This is a genomic window from Sphingomonas sp. SRI_018, assembly GCF_057586275.1.
Genome location: NZ_JBYCZO010000001.1, coordinates 2,280,486 through 2,298,916 on the forward strand (window position 1 = coordinate 2,280,486; position 18,431 = coordinate 2,298,916).

The window sequence follows — 18,431 nt, forward strand, 5'->3', positions numbered from 1 at the left end:
CCGACAAGTCAAGGCGGGGCGGGACGGTTGTGCAACGCCCATGCAAGGCGCATCTGCGGCGAAACGCCAGTACGAGGATTGCGCATGGACCTGGAGACCGCCCTTCTCGACCGCCCCCGCACCCGGCTGATCGATGGGCCAACGCCGATCCAGCGGCTGCACCGGATCGAGGAGGCGCTGGGCGAGGCGGCGAAGGGCGTCGCCCTCTACGCCAAGCGCGACGACCTGACGCCGATCGGCGGCGGCGGCAACAAGCTGCGCAAGCTCGAGTTCCTGCTCGGCGCCGCGATCGCGGACGGCGCCGACACCTTCATCACCGTCGGCGCGCGCCAGTCGAACCATGCGCGACTCAGCGCCGCGGCAGCGGCGCGGGTCGGGCTTGCCGCGGAACTGGTGCTGACACGCAGCGTGCCGCGCGAGGAGGCGGATTATACCGAGAATGGCAACGTCCTGCTCGACGAGCTGTTCGGGGCCACCATCCACGACCTGCCAGGCTCGGCCGATTCGCTCGCCTATGCCGAGGAGCGGGCCGCGACGCTCCGGCGCGAGGGGCGCAAGGTGCATGTCGCGCCGTCCGGCGGATCGTCGCCGGTCGGATGCCTGGGCTATGCCGCCTGCGCCGACGAGATCGTTCGGCAATCCGAGAAGCTGGGCGTCGAGTTCGACCGCGTGATCGTCGCGAACGGCAGCGCCGGCACCCATGCCGGCCTCGCCGCCGGCTATGCCGCGCTCGGGCGATCGCCGGCGGTAGTGACCTCCTATGCCGTGCTCGCCGACGAGGAGGCGAGCCGCCGCACGACGATCGACAAGGCGCGGGCGACGCTGGCGCTGATCGATGCCGGCGCCGTCATCGACGAAGAGGCCATCGACGTGATCGGCGACGAGCGTGGGCCGGGCTACGGCATTCCGACCTATGCCATGGTCGAGGCAGTGCGGCTGATGGCGCGGGCCGAGGGGCTGCTGCTCGATCCGGTTTATTCCGGCAAGGCCTTCGCCGGCCTGCTGGCGGCCGTGCGCGACGGCGCCTTCGCGCCCGGATCGCATGTGCTGTTCGTGATGACCGGCGGCACGCCGGGACTGTTCGCCTATCGGAGCACTTTTCGTCCTGCCGCGTAGGCACTTGAGGGAACGGGGACGCAGGCGTAACGGTTGATCCCCAGGCGCGCCCGCGCCCATGGAGGCAGGAGCGTTATGGGTTTGCTGACCATGTTGGCTGCGGCGAGCGCGGCGCTGGCGCCGGCCCAGGCGGCGGAAGCCGCGCAGGTGACGCCCGGCACCGTCTCCATCGAGTTGTCGGCGGAAAAGCCCTCCACCGCCGACCGGGTGTTCGCCGACGCGGTCGAGCAGGTGTTGATCGACAAGGGCTTTACCGCGCTGCCCGGCGCCGGCCACGGCCGCTACGTGGCGAGCGTGACGGTGACGCGTACCGCCCGGGGCGCCGTGACCTCCGACGTGCCGGTCGATCGCACGAGCGCGAGCCCCGGCACGACGGGCCGAGGCGTCGGCGCCACGCTGGGCGTCGCCCTGCCCTCCGACAAGTCGCGCGTCGGCAACCTCATGGCGACCGAGCTGCAGGTCCGCATCCTCCGGCGCGGCGAGGACCAGCCGGCGTGGGAAGGCCGCGCGGTCACGGCGCAGGTGGCGGGAACGCGCAATGACGCCCCCGCGACCGTCGCGCCGAAGCTGGCGCAGGCGCTGTTCCGGAATTTTCCTGGTGAAACCAACCAATCGGTGAGCGTGCCATGATGAAGCGTGCGGCGATCCTGATCCTGGCGGCGGCGCTGGCCGGCTGCGCGACCACCGGCGGCGGCCGAAGCGGCCCCAGCGAGGTCACCCGCTACCACCTCGGCCAGCCGATCGCAGCGGGTACGGTGACGGTGGAGCCCTTGTCGACCAACCAGACGGTCAGTCCCGAATACCAGCTCTATGCCGACGCGGTGGCGGGCGAGCTCGCCAAGCTCGGCTTCCAGCCAGCGCCGCAGGGATCGACCTCGCAATATATCGCCGCGGTCGCCTTTCGCCGGACCGACGCCGGCTATGTCGAGAGCCCGCCGCCCTTCTCCATCGGCCTCGGCATCGGCGGCGCCAGCTTCGGGCGCCGCACCGGGGTCGGCGGCGGGATCAGCACCGCCACCGGCATCGGCCGCGGCAAGCGGCGCGCGATCCTCGCGACCGAGCTGGCGGTGCAGCTGCGCCGGCGCAGCGACGGGACGACGATCTGGGAAGGGCGCGCGCAGCGGCAGGGCATCGAACGCGCCGGCCAGCCCGATTCGACCGCCGACATTCTGGCCGGCGCGCTGTTCAAGGGGTTCCCTGGAGAGTCGGGCATCACTATCAGCGTGCCATGACCATCCAGATCTCGGCCGCGTTCGACAGCGGCAACATTCGCGTGGTCGGGCAGGAGGGCGACCGCGTCGACCTCGAGATCGTCCGCGACCATCTCTCCGATTTCTACCAGTGGTTCCACTTCCGCGTTGCCGGCGCGCGCGGACGGACGCTGACCTTCCGCATCGTCAACTGCGCCGGATCGGCCTACCCGTTCGGCTGGCCGGGGTACAAGGCGCGCGTGTCGACCGACCGCATCGCGTGGCGGATGGCGCCCGACACCAACTACGTGGACGGCGTCCTCACCTGGACGCACCGCTTCGACACCGAGCTCGCCTGGTTCGCCTATTTCGCGCCCTATTCGATGGAGCGGCACGACGATCTGGTCGCGCGCATCGCGCTGCAGCCCGGCGTCACCCATCGCGAGCTCGGGCAGAGCCTCGACGGGCGCGCGATCGACTATCTGCGCTTGGGCGAGGGCCCCAAGCAGGTGTGGCTCTACGCCCGCCAGCATCCCGGCGAATCGATGGCGGAATGGTGGATGGAAGGCGCGCTCGAGAAGCTGGTCGACCTCAGCGATCCGACCGCGCGGGCGCTACGCGAGAAGGCGACGCTGCACGTCGTGCCCAACATGAACCCGGACGGCAGCTTCCGCGGGCACCTGCGCACCAACGCCGCGGGCGTGAACCTCAACCGCGAATGGCATACGCCGAGCCTGGAGCGGAGCCCCGAAGTGCTGTGCGTACGCAATGCGATGGACGAGACCGGCGTCGACTTCGCGATGGACGTGCACGGCGACGAGGCGATCCCGGCCAATTTCCTCGCCGGCTTCGAAGGCATCCCCGGCTGGACCGATGCGCTCGGCGACAAATTCTACGAATATGGCCGGCGGCTGGCGGCGGCGACGCCCGACTTCCAGACCGAGAAGGGCTATGAGAAGGCCGCGCCGGGCAAGGCCAATCTCAGCATGTCGACCAACCAGCTCGCCGAACGCTACGGCGCGGTGGCGATGACGCTGGAGATGCCGTTCAAGGACCATGATCCGAATCCGGACGCCGAGTTCGGCTGGTCGCCGGAGCGGTCGAAGCGGCTGGGACATGCGTGCCTGGATACGCTCGCGGGGTTCATCGACGAGGTTTAGGGCCCCGGTTCGAACCACCCTTTCCATTCGCCCTGAGCTTGTCGAAGGGCCGTCTTTCTTACTATCGGCGCGCCGGGAAAGAAGAAGTACGGGGCTTCGACAAGCTCAGCCCGAACGGGGTTGGGGTAGGCCCCACTCTCAAGGAGTTCACATGCCCAAGCTCGTGCTCATCCGCCATGGCCAGTCGGCCTGGAACCTGGAGAACCGCTTCACCGGCTGGTGGGACGTCGGCCTGACCGAGCTGGGAGAGAAGGAGGCCTGGGACGCGGGCGAGGCGATGAAGGCGGCGGGGCTCGATTTCGACCTCACCTTCACCAGCTTCCAGACGCGTGCGATCAAGACGCTCAACCTGGCGCTGGAGGCGATGGGCCGGCTGTGGCTGCCGACGGAGAAGAGCTGGAAGCTCAACGAACGCCACTATGGCGGGCTGACCGGCCTCAACAAGGCGGAGACCGCGGCGAAGCACGGCGACGAGCAGGTCAAGCTGTGGCGCCGCAGCTTCGACGTGCCGCCGCCGCTGCCGGAGGAAGGTTCGCCGTGGGACCTCGCCAAGGACGAGCGCTACAAGGGGGTGCCGATCCCGCAGACCGAGAGCCTCAAGGACACCATCGCGCGGGTCCTCCCCTATTGGGAGGAGCGGATCGCGCCGGAGCTGCGGGCGGGCAAGCGCGTGCTGATCTCCGCGCATGGCAACTCGCTGCGCGCGCTGGTCAAGCATCTGTCGGGCATCTCGGACGCGGAGATCACCGGGCTGGAGATCCCGACCGGGCAGCCGATGGTCTATGAGCTCGACACGGATCTCAGGCCAACCGACCGCTATTATCTGTCCGAGCGCGCCTGATGACCTACGTCCCCGCCTCCGATCGCTATGACGGCGCGATGCCCTATCGCCGCTGCGGCCGCAGCGGCATCGACCTGCCGGCGATCTCGCTAGGGCTGTGGCAGAATTTCGGCGGGGTCGACGTGTTCGAGACCGGCCGCGCGATCCTGCGCCGCGCCTTCGACCGTGGCGTCACCCATTTCGACCTCGCCAACAACTATGGCCCGCCCTACGGATCGGCCGAGGAGATGTTCGGCCGGATGATGGCCGGCGACTTCGCGGCCCATCGCGACGAGCTGATCGTCTCGACCAAGGCGGGCTGGGACATGTGGCCGGGGCCCTATGGCGGCATCGGCGGCAGCCGGAAGTACCTGATCGCCAGCCTCGACCAGTCGCTGAGGCGGATGGGGCTCGATTATGTCGACATCTTCTATTCGCACCGCGTCGATCCCAAGACCCCGCTCGAGGAGACGATGGGCGCGCTCGCGCATCTCCACCGGCAGGGCAAGGCGCTCTATGTCGGCATCTCCAGCTATTCGCCCGAGCTGACCCGGCAGGCCGCACGCATCCTCGCCGAGGAGCGCGTGCCGCTGTTCATCCATCAGCCCAATTACTCGATGTTCAACCGCTGGATCGAGAATGGGCTGCTCGACACGCTTGAGGAGCTCGGTGCCGGCTGCATCGCCTTCTCCCCGCTCGCGCAGGGGCTGCTCACCTCGCGATACCTGAACGGCATCCCGGAGGACACGCGCGCCGCGCGCGGCGGATCGTTCGGCAAGGACGTGCTGACCGAGGCGAACCTCGCGCGCATCCGCGCGTTGAACGCCATCGCCGAGCGGCGCGGCCAGACGCTCGCCCAGATGGCGATCGCCTGGGCGCTGCGCGATCCGCGCGTCACCTCGGCGCTGATCGGCGCGCGCACGGTCGAGCAGCTCGACAACTCGCTGGATGCGGCGGCGCGGCTGGACTTCACCGGCGAGGAGCTGGCGGAGATCGACCGTCATGCCGTCGATGGCGGCACCGACTACTGGCGGGAGTCGGCGAGCTACTGAGATGGGGCGACGGAGGAGAGGCCGATGGTTCAGCCCTATGTTTCAGTCATCACGCTCGGCACCGCAGACGGCGCCCGCTCGCGCCGCTTCTATGCCGAAGGCTTCGGCTGGCAGCCGGTGTTCGAGAACGACGAGATCGCCTTCTATCAGCTCAACGGGATCGTGCTCGGCATATGGCGAGGCACCGCGCTCGACGAGGATCGGCAGGAGCAGGCGGGGCCCGGCCCCGGCGCCTTCGCGCTCGCCCATAATGTCGGCAGCGAGGACGCGGTCGCGCCGCTGATCGACCGGTTGGTCGCGGCCGGCGGGCGGCTGCTGCGGCCGGCCGAGGCGCCGCCGCATGGCGGCGTGCGCGGTTATGTCGCCGATCCCGACGGCCATGCGTGGGAGATCGCGTGGAATCCGAGCTGGCCGATCGATGCGGAGGGTAACGTGCGATTCGCTGGGCCGTGATCCAGAGGAGCGAAGGAACCGCACCTTAAGCGTCATGCCGGACTTGTTCCGGCATCCACTCCTCCACAAGCATAGGTGTCGAGGCTCCAGCCCGATTCTCGAAACCCGCGCTGGTTGCCCGGTGGACCCCGGAACAAGTCCGGGGTGACGAAATTTAGTGTTGTCCGCAATCGAGCTAAGCGGCGAACGTCTCCGCGTCGACCGCATACAGCGCATCCGCCTTCGCCGTCGCCGCGGCCTTGAGGCCGAGCGCCTCGGGCACGATCTGCTCGACGTAGAAGCGCGCCGTCGCGGTCTTCATCCGCAGGAACGGCTCCTCGCTGCCCGCGGCAACACGGCCCTGCCGCTCCACCAGCCAGCCGCACACGGCGACCGAGAGCATCGTCAGGAACGGGTAGCTCGCCGCCAGCCGGTCGTCGATCTCGGCCGCCAGTAGCGAGCGGGCGACCTGCTCGCATGCATCGATCAGCTCGCGCAGAGCCGGCGCCTCCGCCTCGGCGCGCATGTCCGCCACCAGCCGGGCCAGCACGCCGCCGTTGTCGAGCCCGAGCTTGCGGCCGACGAGGTCCGCCGCCTGGATGCCGTTGGTGCCCTCGTAGATCGGGGTGATGCGGGCGTCGCGGAAGTACTTCGCCGCGCCGGTCTCCTCGATATAGCCCATGCCGCCGTGAACCTGGATGCCGAGGCTCGCGACCTCGTTGCCGAGATCGGTGCCGTGCGCCTTGGCGAGCGGGGTGAGCAGGTCGAGGCGCGCCTTGGCCTCGGCGTCGCCGCCCGCAGCACGGTCGACCTCGGCGGCGGCGAGATAGACCAGCGCGCGGGCGGCCTGGGTCTGTGCCTTCATCCGCATCAGCATCCGGCGGACGTCGGGGTGCTCGACGATCGCGACCGGCCCCGCCCCCGGCGCCGAGGCGCGCGCGGACTGGATGCGCTCGCGGGCGTACTCGACCGCCTTCTGCGTCGCGCGCTCGGCGACCTGCACGCCCTGGAGGCCGACGTTGAGGCGGGCGTTGTTCATCATCGTGAACATCGCGCGGATGCCGCCCAGTTCGCCGCCGATCAGCTCGCCGACGCAGTCGCCGTTGTCGCCGAAGCTCAGCACGCAGGTCGGCGAGGCGTGGAGGCCCATCTTGTGCTCGATCGAGACGGTGCGCACGTCGTTGGGCTCGCCGGGATTGCCGGCGGCGTCGAGGCGGTATTTGGGGACGAGGAACAGCGACAGGCCCCTGGTGCCGGCCGGCGCGTCGGGCGTGCGGGCGAGGACGAGGTGGACGATGTTGTCCGCCATGTCGTGGTCGCCGAACGAGATGAAGATCTTGGTGCCCTGGATGCTGAACGTCCCGTCGCCGCGCGGGGTGGCGCGGGTGCGGAGCGCGCCGACGTCGCTGCCGGCCTGCGGCTCGGTGAGGTTCATCGTGCCGGTCCATTCCCCGGTCGCGAGCTTCGGCAGGTAGCGCGCCTGCTGCTCGGGCGTGCCGTGGTGGGTGAGCGCCTCGATCGCGCCCACGGTCAGCGTCGGGGCGAGCGCGAATGCCATGTTGGCGCTGCCCAGCGTCTCCAGCACGGCGGCGGCGAGGCAGAAGGGCAGGCCCTGGCCGCCGAACGCCTCCGGCGAGCCGATCGTGCCCCAGCCGCCCTCGACATAGGCCTTATAGGCGGCCGCATAGCCCTCCGGCATCACCACGCCCCGCTCGGTCCATTTCGCACCAATGGTGTCGCCAATGGTGTCGAGCGGCGCCCATTCGCCCGCGGCGAACTGGCCCGCCCCTTCCAGCACCGCGTCGAGGATGTCGTGGTCGACGCCGAGCTCGCCGATGCGGGCGATATGGTCGAGCACGAAGCGCTGCTCGGCGACGGCGGGGGTGAAGGGCATGATCCTCTCGCTTGCTGCTTGTCCGCCGAGGCTATAGCCGCAGGCGCATGAGCGCGCCAAACACGCGGACCTTACCCTACGGCGAGGCGGCCATCGCCGAGGCCGCGGCGGTGATTCGCGCGGGCGGATGCGTCGCGGTGCCGACCGAGACGGTCTACGGCCTTGCCGCCGACGCCACCGATTCGCGGGCGGTCGCCGGCATCTATGCGGCCAAGGGACGGCCGAGCTTCAACCCGCTGATCGTGCATGTGCCGGACCTCGCAGCGGCGGAGGCGATCGCGGTGTTCGACGGCGAGGCGCGGGCGCTGGCCGAGCGGTTCTGGCCCGGACCGCTGACATTGGTGCTGCCGGTGCGCGAGGGGGCGGTCGCGAGCCTGGTCACCGCGGGCCTGGCGACGGTGGCGGTGCGGGTGCCGCGCCATCGGGCGATGCAGGGGGTGCTGCGGGCCTCAGGCAAGCCGCTCGCGGCACCCTCGGCCAACGCCAGCGGCAGCATCAGCCCCACGCGGGCGGAGCATGTGGTCGCGAGCCTCGGCGGGCGCATCCCGCTGGTGATCGACGACGGGCCGACCGAGGCGGGGATCGAATCGACGATCGTGATGGAGAGGAGAGTGCTCCGCCCCGGACCGATCGCCGAAGAGGAACTGTTCCCCAGCGAAGGCCGGGGCCCAGTCGCGACGCAGCCCGATGCTCCTTCGCCGGGGCACGTTGCAGCTCCTGGCCAACTCGAAAGTCACTACGCACCGTCCAAGCCCCTTCGTCTCGACGCGACCGAACGGCGCAACGGTGAATGGCTGATCGGCTTCGGCCCGGTCGTGGGGGACGCCACCCTCTCCGCCTCGGGCGATCCGGTCGAGGCGGCCGCCCGGCTATTCGACGAGCTCCACCGCGCCGATGCGAGCCCCTCGCCTGCCATCGCCGTCGCGCCGATTCCTGCCGCGGGAATCGGCGTCGCGATCAACGATCGCCTGCGCCGCGCGGCACATCCGCGCGATTCTTTACACGTCCGCAACGACGCATAGACTGCGCCCACCCGCGTGAGTCGGGGGAACGCAGGAGGAATGCCATGACCAATGTGCAGCGTGGACTTGCGGAACTGATCGGGACATTCTGGCTGGTGTTCGGCGGATGCGGCAGCGCGGTGCTGGCCGCGGCCTTTCCGGACGTGGGCATCGGCCTGTTGGGCGTATCGCTGGCCTTCGGGCTCACCGTGCTGACCATGGCCTATGCGATCGGCCATATCTCGGGATGCCACCTCAATCCGGCGGTCACCGTGGGCCTGTGGGCCGGCGGGAGGTTTCCGGCGAAGGACATCCCGCTCTACGTGGTCGCGCAGGTGATCGGCGCGGCGATCGCGGCCTATCTGCTGCTTCTGATCGCGCAGGGTCAGCCGGGCTGGGACCTCGCGGCCAAGGGCCTCGCCGCCAACGGCTTCGCCGAGCATTCGCCGGGGCATTTCTCGCTGGCCGCGGGCTTCACCATCGAGGTGGTGCTGACCTTCATCTTCCTGCTGGTGATCCTGGGCGCGACCGACGGCCGCGCGCCGGCCGGCTTCGCGCCGATCGCGATCGGGCTGTGCCTGACGCTGATCCACCTCATCTCGATCCCCGTCACCAACACCTCGGTCAACCCGGCGCGCAGCACCGGGCCGGCGCTGGTGGTCGGCGGCTGGGCGCTCGGCCAGCTGTGGCTGTTCTGGGTGGCGCCGATCGTCGGCGGCGTGCTGGGCGGGATCGTCTACAAGGCGCTCGGCGCCGAAGCCGCGACGCGCCCGCCGGTCGAGGGCGAGGCGCTTCCGGCCGAATAGTCCTTCCCGTTCGTGCTGAGCTTGTCGAAGCCCCGTCCTTTCTTTCGGAAGAAGAACGGCCCTTCGACAGGCTCAGGGCGAACGGAAGAATGGATCAGGCGTTCGTCAGCGCCTTCGACCGCGCGGCGAAGCTCTTGCGGAGCTTCTGGAGCTTGGGCGGGATCACCGCCAGGCAATAGGGATTCCGCTGGCCCTCGCCTTCCCAATATTGCTGGTGATAGTCCTCGGCGGGCCACCAGGTGCCGAGCGGCTCGATCGCGGTGACGATCGGGTCGGGCCAGTTCGCCTGGTTGCGTTCGATCGCGGCGCGCGCCGCCGCCTCCTGCTCCGGCGAATGCGGGAAGATCGCCGATCGATACTGCGTGCCGACGTCGTTGCCCTGGCGGTTGAGCGTCGTCGGGTCGTGCGTCGCGAAGAAGATGTCGAGCAGGTCGTCGTAGCTCACCTCAGCCGGATCGAACGTCACCCGGATCGCCTCGGCATGGCCGGTGTCGCCGCCGCACACCTGCTTGTAGGTCGGATGGTCGACATGGCCGCCGATATAGCCGCTCTCGACGCTCTCGACGCCGATCACGTCCTTGTACACCGCCTCGGTGCACCAGAAGCAGCCGCCGGCGAGCGTTGCGGTTTCCGTGGTCATGACATGGTTCCTTTCGTTACGCGCCGTCGCCGGCCCCGAACGCGGCGAAGACCTCCGCGCCGGTCTGGTTCCGGGTCCGTTCGGCAAAGCTGTAGGTCGACGGCTTCTCGTCGATGAATATCTGGGAGGTGAAGGCGAAATCGCCAGGGTTGTCGAACGCCTGCACCGAGACGGCGATGTGCTCCCCATCCTTCGACCGCCAGAACATCGTGCTGCCGCAGGTCGTGCAGAAGCAGCGTTCGGCCCATTCCGAGGAGACATAGCAGCTCAGCGCGCCGGGGTCCGCGACATCGACCGCCTTGGCCTCGACCGCCAGGAACACGCCGCCCGACCAGCGGCGGCACATGCCGCAATGGCAGGCGCCCATCTCCGGCTCGGCGATCTCGGCTTCGAAACGGACTGCCCCGCAAAGGCAACGTCCTGCATATCTGGACGGCTCGGGCATCGCTGGCTCCTCGGCTGGGCGGCTTGACGGGCGAGATAGGGGTGCCATGGCGCTCGGGCAATGATTGCCCGGATGGCCGGGCGCAACGCAAACGTGAAAGGGCGACGATGGACGGCGCGGTGCTGGTGACGGGCGGTGCGGGGTATATCGGCAGCCATGCGGTGCTGGCGCTGGCCGACGCGGGCTACCGCGTTGTCGTGATCGACAATCTCGTCACCGGCTTCGACTGGGCGGTCGACCCGCGCGCCACCTTCGTCCGGATGGCGGTGGAGGACCCCGCCGTCCGCGACGTGATGCGCGAGCACGACGTGCGCGCCGTCATGCATTTCGCTGGATCGGTGGTGGTGCCGGAATCGGTCAGCGATCCGCTCAAATACTATCGCAACAACACCGCGGCGAGCCGGTCGCTGATCGAGAGCGCGGTGGCGAGCGGGGTACGGCATTTCATCTTCTCGTCGACCGCCGCGACCTACGGCATCCCGGAGAAGGTGCCGGTCGCCGAGGGCGACCCGACCGTGCCGATCAACCCCTACGGCATGTCCAAGCTGATGACCGAGGCGATGCTGCGCGACGTCGCGGCGGCGCATCCGATCAACTACGCGGCGCTACGCTACTTCAACGTCGCCGGCGCCGATCCCAAGGGCCGCTCGGGCCAGTCGACCGCGGGGGCGACGCACCTCATCAAGGTCGCAGTCGAGGCGGCGATCGGCAAGCGCGACGGGGTGAGCGTGTTCGGCACCGATTTCGCGACGCCGGATGGCACCGGCGTGCGCGACTATATTCACGTCACCGATCTTGCCGCCGCCCATGTCCATGCGCTGGAGCTGCTGATCGCCGAGCCGGGGAAAAGCCACACGCTCAACGCCGGCTATGGCCGCGGCTTTTCGGTGCTGGAGGTGCTCGATGCGGTCGACCGCGTCACCAACCTCAGGATCGAGCGCCGCCTCGAAGGCCGCCGCCCCGGCGATCCCGACGCGCTGGTCGCCGACAACAGCGCGATCCTCGCCACCCTGCCCTGGCGGCCGCAGCACGCCGACCTCGACGGCATCGTCAAAGATGCGCTGGCGTGGGAGCGCAAGCTGGCGGAGCGGGGTTAACGGTCTTCGCGGGGGCGTGGCGAGAAGAAGAAGACTTGTTCACGCGGAGACGCGGAGGACGCAGAGATCACGTCGCCTGCCGCACGCTCAGCCGCACCAGCGGCCTTCAGACTTGTCACTTGCTACAGGTTGAAAGGTCTCGCTGACGCGAGACGGAGCTACAGGCGAGACATCTTTGCGTCCTCCGCGTCTCCGCGTGAACAAGTCTTCCTCTCTTCACGACCGCCGCAGCAGCCGCGCCTCGATCCACCACCACATCAGCGCCCACAGCGCACCGAACAGCCAGCCGGCGAGCACATCGCTCGGCCAATGCACGCCAAGGTAGACGCGGCTGATCCCGATCGCGCCGGTCAGCAGCAATGCGACGGCAAGCACGAACACGCGCATCCGCGCCTCGCGGACCACCGGAAACAGCAGCGAGGCGAGCGTCAGGTAGATGATCGCGCTGTTGGCGGCATGACCGCTGGGGAAGCTCGCGTTGCTCACCTCCACCAGATGATCGATCAGCGTCGGCCGCGGCCGCGCGAAGCCGGCCTTGAGCGCGGACACGGCCCAGCTGCCCGACAGCGACGCCATCAGCACGAGCAGCGCCGGCCGCCACAGCCGCTTGAGCGCTAGGAAGACGATCGTCAGCACGACCACGCCGGTCAGCACCGTCGCGCCGCCCAGCGCGGTCACGTCGCCCATCGCGCCCGCGAGCCATGCCGGGCCGGCCGGGAGCTCCGGATGACCGGGCACGCGCATCGCGAGCATGAGGCTGCGGTCGAGCGCCATCGCTTCGCCGGCACGCACCTCCGATCCGAGCCGGAACAGAAGCCAGAGGGCGCCGGCGACCAGCGCCCCGGCGATCAGCAGCCAGGGCGGCCGGCGCGTCGCTCGCACAGGTGGAACGGTCGGCACGAGCGGTTCGGTCATTGCGGCGGATTATAGCCTTCGATCCCGCGACGCTATCGTGATCGGAGCTAAACCTCACCAGCCGCCGGTGCCGCTCGATCCAGCTGCGGCACGAGGAGCTGGACCAGGAGAAGCGCGACCAGATAGGCCGTGCCCGCCCAGAGGAACACCGGGAGATAGCTGCCGACCGTCTCGAGCACCTGCCCCACGTAGCGGGCCATGATCATCCCGCCGACCGCGCCCGCCGCGCCGCCGATCCCCATCACCGACGCGACCGAACCGCGCGGGAAAGTGTCCGACACCATCGTGTAGAGGTTCGACGACCATCCCTGATGCGCGGCGGCAGCGACGCCGAGGATCGCGACTGCGGCGAGAAGGCTGGAGACCACGCTCGCGAAGAAGACCGGCAATACCGCCAGCGCGCAGGCGAGTAGCGCCAGCTTGCGTCCGGCGTTGACGCTGTAGCCGCGCTTGATGAGCCATGAGGACAGCCAGCCGCCGCCGATGCTGCCGACGTCGGCCAGCAGATAGACGGCGATCAGCGGCGGGCCGAAGCTGGTCAGGTCGAGCCCGTGCCGCTTGGCGAAGAAGTCGGGCAACCAGAACAGGAACAGATACCACACCGGGTCGGTCAGGAACTTGGCTGTGGCGAACGCCCAGGTGCCGCGGTGGCGGAACAGCGCGGGCCACGGGATCGGGGCGGGTGCGGCGTCGGTGGCGTCGTCGGCGTTGATATAGGCGAGCTCCTGGGACGACACGCGGGGATGCCGGGCCGGCGCGCGATAGAAGGCGAGCCACGCGACCAGCCACACGAAGCCGAGCAGCCCCGTCACGATGAACGCGCCCTGCCAGCCGTAACGGATGGCGATGAACGGCACGATAATCGGCGTCGCGATCGCGCCGACATTGGCGCCGGCGTTGAGGATGCCGGCGGCGAGCGCCCGCTCCTTCTTCGGAAACCATTCGGCGACCGACTTGATCGCCGCGGGGAAGTTGGCAGCCTCGCCCAGCCCGAGCGCGAACCGCGCCAGCGAGAAGCCGCCCGGGCTGCGCGCCAGCGCATGGGCGAGCGCGGCCAGGCTCCACAGGCCGATCGCCGCGGCATAGCCGAGCTTCGAGCCGATCCGGTCGATCAGCGGCCCGCAGGCGAGCAGACCGATCGCATAGGCCGCCTGGAACCAGAACACGATCATGCCATAGTCGATCTCGGACCAGCCGAGCTCCGCCTGGAGCGTCGGCTTGAGGATACCGATCACCTGCCGGTCGATGTAGTTGATCGTCGTCGCGAAGAAGAGCAGCGCGCAGATGATCCAGCGGACGTTGCCGCCCGCGGAGGCCGGGGCCGGGCGTGTCGCCTCGTTCGGATCTGTCGCGCTCATCGTCATGCGGTGACCAGGCGCTCGGCAGCGGCGGTCGCGTATGCGATGCCGCGCTCGACTCCGCGTAGCTCGGCCAGGCCGCGCATGCGGCCGAGCAGCGAGTAGCCGGGCAGCGTCGTCTTCGTGAGATCGTCGAGCATCTGGTGCCCATGGTCAGGCCGCATTGGGATCGAGCGACCCTCGCGCTGCTGCAGCGCGTGGATGGCCGCGACGAGCCGGACCATGTCGGCGTCCCCCTCGAGATGGGCCGCCTCGTGGAAGGTGCCCTCGCCCTCGCGCTGGACCGAGCGGAGGTGGAGGAAGCCGATCCGGTCGCCCAGCCGATCGATCATGCCCGGCAGGTCGTTGTCGGGGCGCACGCCGAACGACCCCGCGCAGAAGCACAGGCCGTTCGACCGGTTGGGCACGCGCCGGAACAGCGTCGCGACATCGTCCTCGGTGCTCACCACGCGCGGCAGGCCGAACAGCGGGAACGGCGGGTCGTCCGGGTGGACGACGAGACGGATCCCGAGCTCGTCCGCCAGCGGGCACACCGCCTCGAGGAAGGCGACGTGATTGGCGCGCAGCGCGTCGGCGTCGACATCGTCATATTGTGCAAGCGCGTCGCGAAACCGATCGGCGGTGAAGGTCTCCTCGCTGCCCGGCAGCCCGGCGATGATCGTGCGTTCGAGCCGATCGCGGTCCTCGTCGGTCATCGCGTGGAACCGCCGCGCCGCGCGCTCGATCAGGGCGGGCGGATAGTCGCGCTCGGCGCCCGCGCGGCGCAGGATGTGCAGGTCATAGGCCGCCGCCGCCTCGATCTCGAACCGCAGCGCCAGCGCGCCGTCCGGCATCTCCCAGGCAAGGTCGGTCCGGGTCCAGTCGATAACCGGCATGAAATTGTAGGTGACGGTGGTGATGCCGCATGCGGCGAGGTTGACCAGGCTCTCGCGATAGCGCTCGACCAGCTCGTGCCAGTCCTTCGCGCGGGTCTTGATCCCCTCGTGCACCGGCAGGCTCTCGACGACCGTCCAGCCCAGGCCCGACGCCTCGATCTCCTGCCTGCGCGCGGCGATCGCCTCGCGCGGCCAGATCGCGCCGTTGGCAACCTCGTGGAGCGCGGTGACGACCTCGCTGGCGCCGGCCTGTCGGATATCCTTCAGTGTCACGGGGTCGGATGGGCCGAACCAGCGCATCGTTTCAGTCATCAACACCGGTTACTTGCCTCCTTTGCCACCCACCGAGGCCACCCCGGCCTCTCTCGCCAAGTGGACGGTTAGCAGGTCTGAATTTAGCAGGCCAGATACAAAGAATTGGTAAGGCAAATTTGGATATAGCGAACGAAGCTCGCCGTGAGCCGGGAGAGGCTCACGGCGACAGGGGAGGAGGGCTAGAATTGGAAGTTGACCGCCAGGGCGTAGGTGCGACCGAAATAGGCGGTGTACAGCGGGTCCTTCCGCATGGTGTCGGTGTAGAGGCGGTTGGTCTCGTTGGTGATGTTCGACACCTCGGCGATCAGCTTGATGTTGTCGCTGATGTTGTATGACGCCGATGCGTCGACGAAGATCGAGCTGGCGTTGACGTTGGCGTCGCTGTCGGTCGGGCCGGGGACGCCGGTGAGGAACGCCGCGCGATAGTTGATCGTCGAGCGGATGCTGAACTTGTCATCCTCATAGTAGAGCGTGCCGCTGGCGGTCTCCGGCGAGAGGCCGACGAGCGGCGCCCTGCGCGTGATCGTCGGCGAGATGATGTAGTTGATGCTCGAGCGCACGCGCGTGAAGTTGGCGAGCAGGCCGAAGTTGCTGAACGCCCCGGGCAGGAAACGGAACGGCAGCTGGAGGTTCACCTCGAACCCGCGCAGCGGCCCGCCGTCGGTGTTGTTGCTGCGCGTGACGCTGAACAGTTCGTCCGCGGTGACGCCGGTGCCCGTGCCCTCCAGCAACGACAGCGGGAGTCCGAGCTCGCGGAACGGCACCAGCTGGTTGGTGTTCTGGATATAGGTTTCGATATTCTTGTAGAAATAGGCGACCGACAGCAGCGAGCCGGGCGCGAAATACCATTCGAGCGAGGCGTCGAAGGTGTTGGCGCGGATCGGATCGAGATAGGGATTGGTGATCGAAGCGGTGCGGATCACGATGTTCGCGCTGCCGCTGGGGATCAGCTGGCCGTAGGACGGACGCGACATCACCCGCGCCGCTGAGAAGCGCGCAATGAGGTCGGGCGTAACGTCGAGCGCGAGGTTCATCGACGGCAGCCAGTCCTCGTACGAACGCTTCACCTGCGAGATCACGTACTGTGAAGGATAGGGCGATCCGGCCGGCGCCTGGGTGGGGATCGGGCCGTAGGTGTCGAGGTCGGTGTGGACGTAGCGAACGCCCGCATCGCCGCGCAGCGCGAACGGCAGGACGTCCTTGGTGTCGAACTTCACCATGACGTAGCCGGACTTGTATTTCTCGTCGACGCCGCCGTAGGTGCCCTTGGCGCACTCCACGCTGCAATATTGGTAGCTGCTGAAGTTCACCGCGTCGCGGAACTTGTCCGGATCGATCGCGACGAAATCCTGCATCTGGCCGTCGAGATTCTTGCCGATCCCCTTCGTCACGAAGGTGATGTCGGCGAGCGACACGCCCGCCGGCAGCAACTGCGGCAGCGACTGGGCAGGGATCAGCTGGCGCTCGCGCGCGGTATATTTGTTGGTGCGATACTGGCCGCCGACCTGAACGGTGAAGTTCGGCGCCGCTTCCCATTCGCCGTTGAGCTCGAACGTCTTGCTGACGATGGTATTCTTGCGGATGAAGTTCGAAATCTGCCCGCGCTGCGTGCCGTCGGGCAGCGGCGGGCCATAGAGGAAGTTGGCCGGGTCGGTCAGGTCGATGCCGTAGCCGATCTTCGGGACATGCGGATTGTCGCGGAAGTCGATCGAGAAATCGTCGGTGTCGTTCGAATCGATCGCGACCTGCAGACGGTTCACCTTCAGTTGCGAATCATTGACGCCGGCCATGCCGAAGACGCGGAACGTGTCGGAGAAGCGATGGTCAAAGTTGAGGTTCACCTGGCGGAAGGTCGAGGTGAAACGCTCGTCCTGCATCTCCGAGCGCAGGTCCACGCCGTCCCACAGGCCATGGATCAGCGACCCGTTGTCGTCGACCTCTATATCGCGGATCGACATCATCGGCTGGCCGTTGTTCGCGGCGGTCCGGCCCATCGAGCGCGCGTCGATCATCGTGTCGAGGCGATTGACCTTGAAGCGCGAATACAGGCCGTCGAGCGAGATGTCGGTATTGTCGGTCGGCTTCCATTGCAGCGTCAGCGATCCGGCCAGGCGCTCCTGGTCCTGGCTGCCCTTCACCGGGCGCGGCAGGCGCGGCAGGAACACGCCGCCGCCCGGACGGCCCGACACGCCGGTGCGGCTCATGATATAGTCATATGCGGCTTGCGTGCTGGTGCGGGGGTTGCCGGCCGAGCAATTGTTTGCATCGGCACCTACCGATGCGCCGCCGTTGGCGTAGCTCGGCTCCGGGCTGTTCACCGGAAAGCCCTTATAAGTATAGCCGACGGGGGTGCAGTAGGGGAAGATAACGGTGGCGGGTTTCTGGCCGGGCGCGGGCGGCGGCGCGCTCGGATCGGGCAGTTCGCGCCCGGCGACGTAGGACGGCAAGATGTCGACCGCCGAATAGGCATATTCGTCGATATGGCGCTTCGAATAGGCGATGCTGCCGAGCACCCCGAAGGTGTCGCCGAACTTCTTGGAAACCAGCGCGGACAGCCGCGGATCGACCTCCTTGGCGATATCGTTGTAGATGCCGCGGGCAGTACCCGAGAAGACGAAGTCCTTCTTCTGATCGAACGGCTTGGGCGCGCGCAGGTCGACGGTCGCGCCGAGCGAGCCTTCCTCTACGTCGGCCGACAGGGTCTTGCGTACCGAGAGGCTCGAGAAGATCTCGGTCGGGAAGGTCACGAAGTCGAATGAGCGCCCGGTGGCGACACCGCCGCGGATGTCGCTGCCGCTGACCTGCGACACGCCCTCCATCCCGTTGATGCGCACGCGGGTGAACTGGGCGCCGAGGCCGCGGACCGAGATGTTGCGCCCCTCGCCGCCGTCGCCGCGCGACAGGGCGACACCGGGAATGCGCTGCATCGACTCGGCGAGGTTCGAATCGGGGAATTTGCCGATGTCCTCGGCGACGATGCTGTCGATCGCCGCGGTTTCCTCCCGCTTCAGGTTCAGCGCGCTGTTCAGCGAAGCGCGGAAGCCGGTGACGACGATGTCCGGCTGCGAATCGGTCTGGGGAGAATCGGCGGCTGGTTGCCCACCTGTCTGGCCGGCTTGCTCTGCGGAAGCTTGCGGGGTCGCCTGGCCGAACGCCGGCAACGCCATACAGAGACTCACCAAACTCGCCGAGATCAATAGCTGACGCTTGCTGCGGCTATCGCGGTTCATTTCCCCTCTCCCTGATTGGCCGGCAGCCGCTTTGGCCGCTCGGCATATGATTCCTGACAATCGGGTTTGTATCTTATTGTTAGTC

Annotated in this window: 17 protein-coding genes; 10 read left to right on the forward strand and 7 right to left on the reverse strand. The window is 68.3% G+C overall.

Annotation, left to right across the window (positions count from 1 at the left end):
* Positions 1–84: 84 nt before the first annotated feature.
* From AC2YHA_RS10625 to AC2YHA_RS10655, 7 genes are all read left to right on the forward strand, one after another.
* Positions 85–1,116, forward strand: a complete 1,032-nt coding sequence (locus AC2YHA_RS10625; protein ID WP_487401474.1) for a D-cysteine desulfhydrase family protein — start codon at positions 85–87, stop codon at positions 1,114–1,116.
* A 75-nt stretch (positions 1,117–1,191) separates the two neighbouring features.
* Complete coding sequence (locus tag AC2YHA_RS10630) at positions 1,192–1,746, forward strand: DUF4136 domain-containing protein (RefSeq protein ID WP_487401475.1); 555 nt, start codon at positions 1,192–1,194, stop codon at positions 1,744–1,746.
* Positions 1,743–2,348: a DUF4136 domain-containing protein gene (locus AC2YHA_RS10635; protein ID WP_487401476.1), complete on the forward strand. Its 606-nt coding sequence runs from the start codon at positions 1,743–1,745 to the stop codon at positions 2,346–2,348. The genes AC2YHA_RS10630 and AC2YHA_RS10635 overlap by 4 nt, the downstream gene beginning before the upstream one ends.
* The gene (locus AC2YHA_RS10640; RefSeq protein WP_487401477.1) at positions 2,345–3,466 is read left to right on the forward strand and encodes a M14 family metallopeptidase; all 1,122 of its coding nucleotides are present in this window, start codon (positions 2,345–2,347) and stop codon (positions 3,464–3,466) included. Before AC2YHA_RS10635 ends, AC2YHA_RS10640 begins: the two co-directional genes overlap by 4 nt.
* Positions 3,467–3,617: 151 nt before the next feature.
* Positions 3,618–4,307 carry a 2,3-diphosphoglycerate-dependent phosphoglycerate mutase gene (gpmA, locus tag AC2YHA_RS10645; protein ID WP_487401478.1) on the forward strand — a complete coding sequence of 230 codons (690 nt, stop codon included), beginning with the start codon at positions 3,618–3,620 and terminating at the stop codon, positions 4,305–4,307.
* The gene (mgrA, locus tag AC2YHA_RS10650) at positions 4,307–5,338 is read left to right on the forward strand and encodes an L-glyceraldehyde 3-phosphate reductase (RefSeq protein ID WP_487401479.1); all 1,032 of its coding nucleotides are present in this window, start codon (positions 4,307–4,309) and stop codon (positions 5,336–5,338) included. The genes gpmA and mgrA overlap by 1 nt, the downstream gene beginning before the upstream one ends.
* Before the next feature lie 24 nt (positions 5,339–5,362).
* Positions 5,363–5,791 carry a VOC family protein gene (locus tag AC2YHA_RS10655; RefSeq protein WP_487401480.1) on the forward strand — a complete coding sequence of 143 codons (429 nt, stop codon included), beginning with the start codon at positions 5,363–5,365 and terminating at the stop codon, positions 5,789–5,791.
* Between the two features lie 175 nt (positions 5,792–5,966).
* Here AC2YHA_RS10655 and AC2YHA_RS10660 read toward each other — a convergent pair whose 3' ends face one another.
* On the reverse strand, positions 5,967–7,664 hold the full coding sequence (locus AC2YHA_RS10660; protein WP_487401481.1) for an acyl-CoA dehydrogenase family protein: 1,698 nt from the start codon (positions 7,662–7,664) through the stop codon (positions 5,967–5,969).
* A gap of 47 nt (positions 7,665–7,711) precedes the next feature.
* Here AC2YHA_RS10660 and AC2YHA_RS10665 point away from each other — a divergent pair, with 47 nt between their 5' ends.
* Together AC2YHA_RS10665 and aqpZ are read left to right on the forward strand one after the other, a co-directional pair.
* Positions 7,712–8,686 carry an L-threonylcarbamoyladenylate synthase gene (locus AC2YHA_RS10665; RefSeq protein ID WP_487401482.1) on the forward strand — a complete coding sequence of 325 codons (975 nt, stop codon included), beginning with the start codon at positions 7,712–7,714 and terminating at the stop codon, positions 8,684–8,686.
* A gap of 44 nt (positions 8,687–8,730) precedes the next feature.
* Positions 8,731–9,471, forward strand: a complete 741-nt coding sequence (aqpZ, locus tag AC2YHA_RS10670) for an aquaporin Z (RefSeq protein WP_487401483.1) — start codon at positions 8,731–8,733, stop codon at positions 9,469–9,471.
* A gap of 94 nt (positions 9,472–9,565) precedes the next feature.
* On the opposite strand, the gene msrA is transcribed toward aqpZ, so the two are convergent.
* Both msrA and AC2YHA_RS10680 read right to left on the reverse strand, forming a co-directional pair.
* Positions 9,566–10,111, reverse strand: coding sequence for a peptide-methionine (S)-S-oxide reductase MsrA (gene msrA / locus AC2YHA_RS10675; protein WP_487401484.1), 546 nt, complete (start codon positions 10,109–10,111; stop codon positions 9,566–9,568).
* 16 nt (positions 10,112–10,127) lie between these two features.
* Positions 10,128–10,556 carry a GFA family protein gene (locus tag AC2YHA_RS10680; protein WP_233785415.1) on the reverse strand — a complete coding sequence of 143 codons (429 nt, stop codon included), beginning with the start codon at positions 10,554–10,556 and terminating at the stop codon, positions 10,128–10,130.
* A 107-nt stretch (positions 10,557–10,663) separates the two neighbouring features.
* Here AC2YHA_RS10680 and galE point away from each other — a divergent pair, with 107 nt between their 5' ends.
* Positions 10,664–11,653, forward strand: a complete 990-nt coding sequence (gene galE / locus AC2YHA_RS10685) for a UDP-glucose 4-epimerase GalE (protein WP_233785414.1) — start codon at positions 10,664–10,666, stop codon at positions 11,651–11,653.
* Between the two features lie 216 nt (positions 11,654–11,869).
* Here the strand turns inward: galE and AC2YHA_RS10690 are convergent, their stop codons facing one another.
* The 4 genes from AC2YHA_RS10690 to AC2YHA_RS10705 all read right to left on the reverse strand — a co-directional run bounded on the left by AC2YHA_RS10690 (position 11,870) and on the right by AC2YHA_RS10705 (position 18,283).
* Positions 11,870–12,568 carry a phosphatase PAP2 family protein gene (locus AC2YHA_RS10690; protein ID WP_487401485.1) on the reverse strand — a complete coding sequence of 233 codons (699 nt, stop codon included), beginning with the start codon at positions 12,566–12,568 and terminating at the stop codon, positions 11,870–11,872.
* A gap of 47 nt (positions 12,569–12,615) precedes the next feature.
* Positions 12,616–13,926 (reverse strand): MFS transporter, encoded by a 1,311-nt coding sequence (locus AC2YHA_RS10695; RefSeq protein ID WP_487401486.1) that lies wholly within the window; start codon positions 13,924–13,926, stop codon positions 12,616–12,618.
* 2 nt (positions 13,927–13,928) lie between these two features.
* Entirely contained in the window at positions 13,929–15,113 is a 1,185-nt protein-coding gene (gene uxuA, locus AC2YHA_RS10700; RefSeq protein ID WP_487401487.1) for a mannonate dehydratase, read from the reverse strand.
* A 182-nt stretch (positions 15,114–15,295) separates the two neighbouring features.
* Positions 15,296–18,283 (reverse strand): TonB-dependent receptor, encoded by a 2,988-nt coding sequence (locus tag AC2YHA_RS10705; protein ID WP_487401488.1) that lies wholly within the window; start codon positions 18,281–18,283, stop codon positions 15,296–15,298.
* Positions 18,284–18,431: the final 148 nt, after the last annotated feature.

What these genes read in the sequence shown, in the direction of transcription:
- AC2YHA_RS10625 (WP_487401474.1), top strand. Translation starts at nt 85, where the DNA reads ATGGACCTGGAGACCGCCCTTCTCGACCGCCCCCGCACCCGGCTGATC.
- AC2YHA_RS10630 (WP_487401475.1), top strand. Translation starts at nt 1,192, where the DNA reads ATGGGTTTGCTGACCATGTTGGCTGCGGCGAGCGCGGCGCTGGCGCCG.
- AC2YHA_RS10635 (WP_487401476.1), top strand. Translation starts at nt 1,743, where the DNA reads ATGATGAAGCGTGCGGCGATCCTGATCCTGGCGGCGGCGCTGGCCGGC.
- AC2YHA_RS10640 (WP_487401477.1), top strand. Translation starts at nt 2,345, where the DNA reads ATGACCATCCAGATCTCGGCCGCGTTCGACAGCGGCAACATTCGCGTG.
- gpmA (WP_487401478.1), top strand. Translation starts at nt 3,618, where the DNA reads ATGCCCAAGCTCGTGCTCATCCGCCATGGCCAGTCGGCCTGGAACCTG.
- mgrA (WP_487401479.1), top strand. Translation starts at nt 4,307, where the DNA reads ATGACCTACGTCCCCGCCTCCGATCGCTATGACGGCGCGATGCCCTAT.
- AC2YHA_RS10655 (WP_487401480.1), top strand. Translation starts at nt 5,363, where the DNA reads ATGGTTCAGCCCTATGTTTCAGTCATCACGCTCGGCACCGCAGACGGC.
- AC2YHA_RS10660 (WP_487401481.1), bottom strand. Translation starts at nt 7,664, where the DNA reads ATGCCCTTCACCCCCGCCGTCGCCGAGCAGCGCTTCGTGCTCGACCAT.
- AC2YHA_RS10665 (WP_487401482.1), top strand. Translation starts at nt 7,712, where the DNA reads ATGAGCGCGCCAAACACGCGGACCTTACCCTACGGCGAGGCGGCCATC.
- aqpZ (WP_487401483.1), top strand. Translation starts at nt 8,731, where the DNA reads ATGACCAATGTGCAGCGTGGACTTGCGGAACTGATCGGGACATTCTGG.
- msrA (WP_487401484.1), bottom strand. Translation starts at nt 10,111, where the DNA reads ATGACCACGGAAACCGCAACGCTCGCCGGCGGCTGCTTCTGGTGCACC.
- AC2YHA_RS10680 (WP_233785415.1), bottom strand. Translation starts at nt 10,556, where the DNA reads ATGCCCGAGCCGTCCAGATATGCAGGACGTTGCCTTTGCGGGGCAGTC.
- galE (WP_233785414.1), top strand. Translation starts at nt 10,664, where the DNA reads ATGGACGGCGCGGTGCTGGTGACGGGCGGTGCGGGGTATATCGGCAGC.
- AC2YHA_RS10690 (WP_487401485.1), bottom strand. Translation starts at nt 12,568, where the DNA reads ATGACCGAACCGCTCGTGCCGACCGTTCCACCTGTGCGAGCGACGCGC.
- AC2YHA_RS10695 (WP_487401486.1), bottom strand. Translation starts at nt 13,926, where the DNA reads ATGAGCGCGACAGATCCGAACGAGGCGACACGCCCGGCCCCGGCCTCC.
- uxuA (WP_487401487.1), bottom strand. Translation starts at nt 15,113, where the DNA reads ATGACTGAAACGATGCGCTGGTTCGGCCCATCCGACCCCGTGACACTG.
- AC2YHA_RS10705 (WP_487401488.1), bottom strand. Translation starts at nt 18,283, where the DNA reads ATGGCGTTGCCGGCGTTCGGCCAGGCGACCCCGCAAGCTTCCGCAGAG.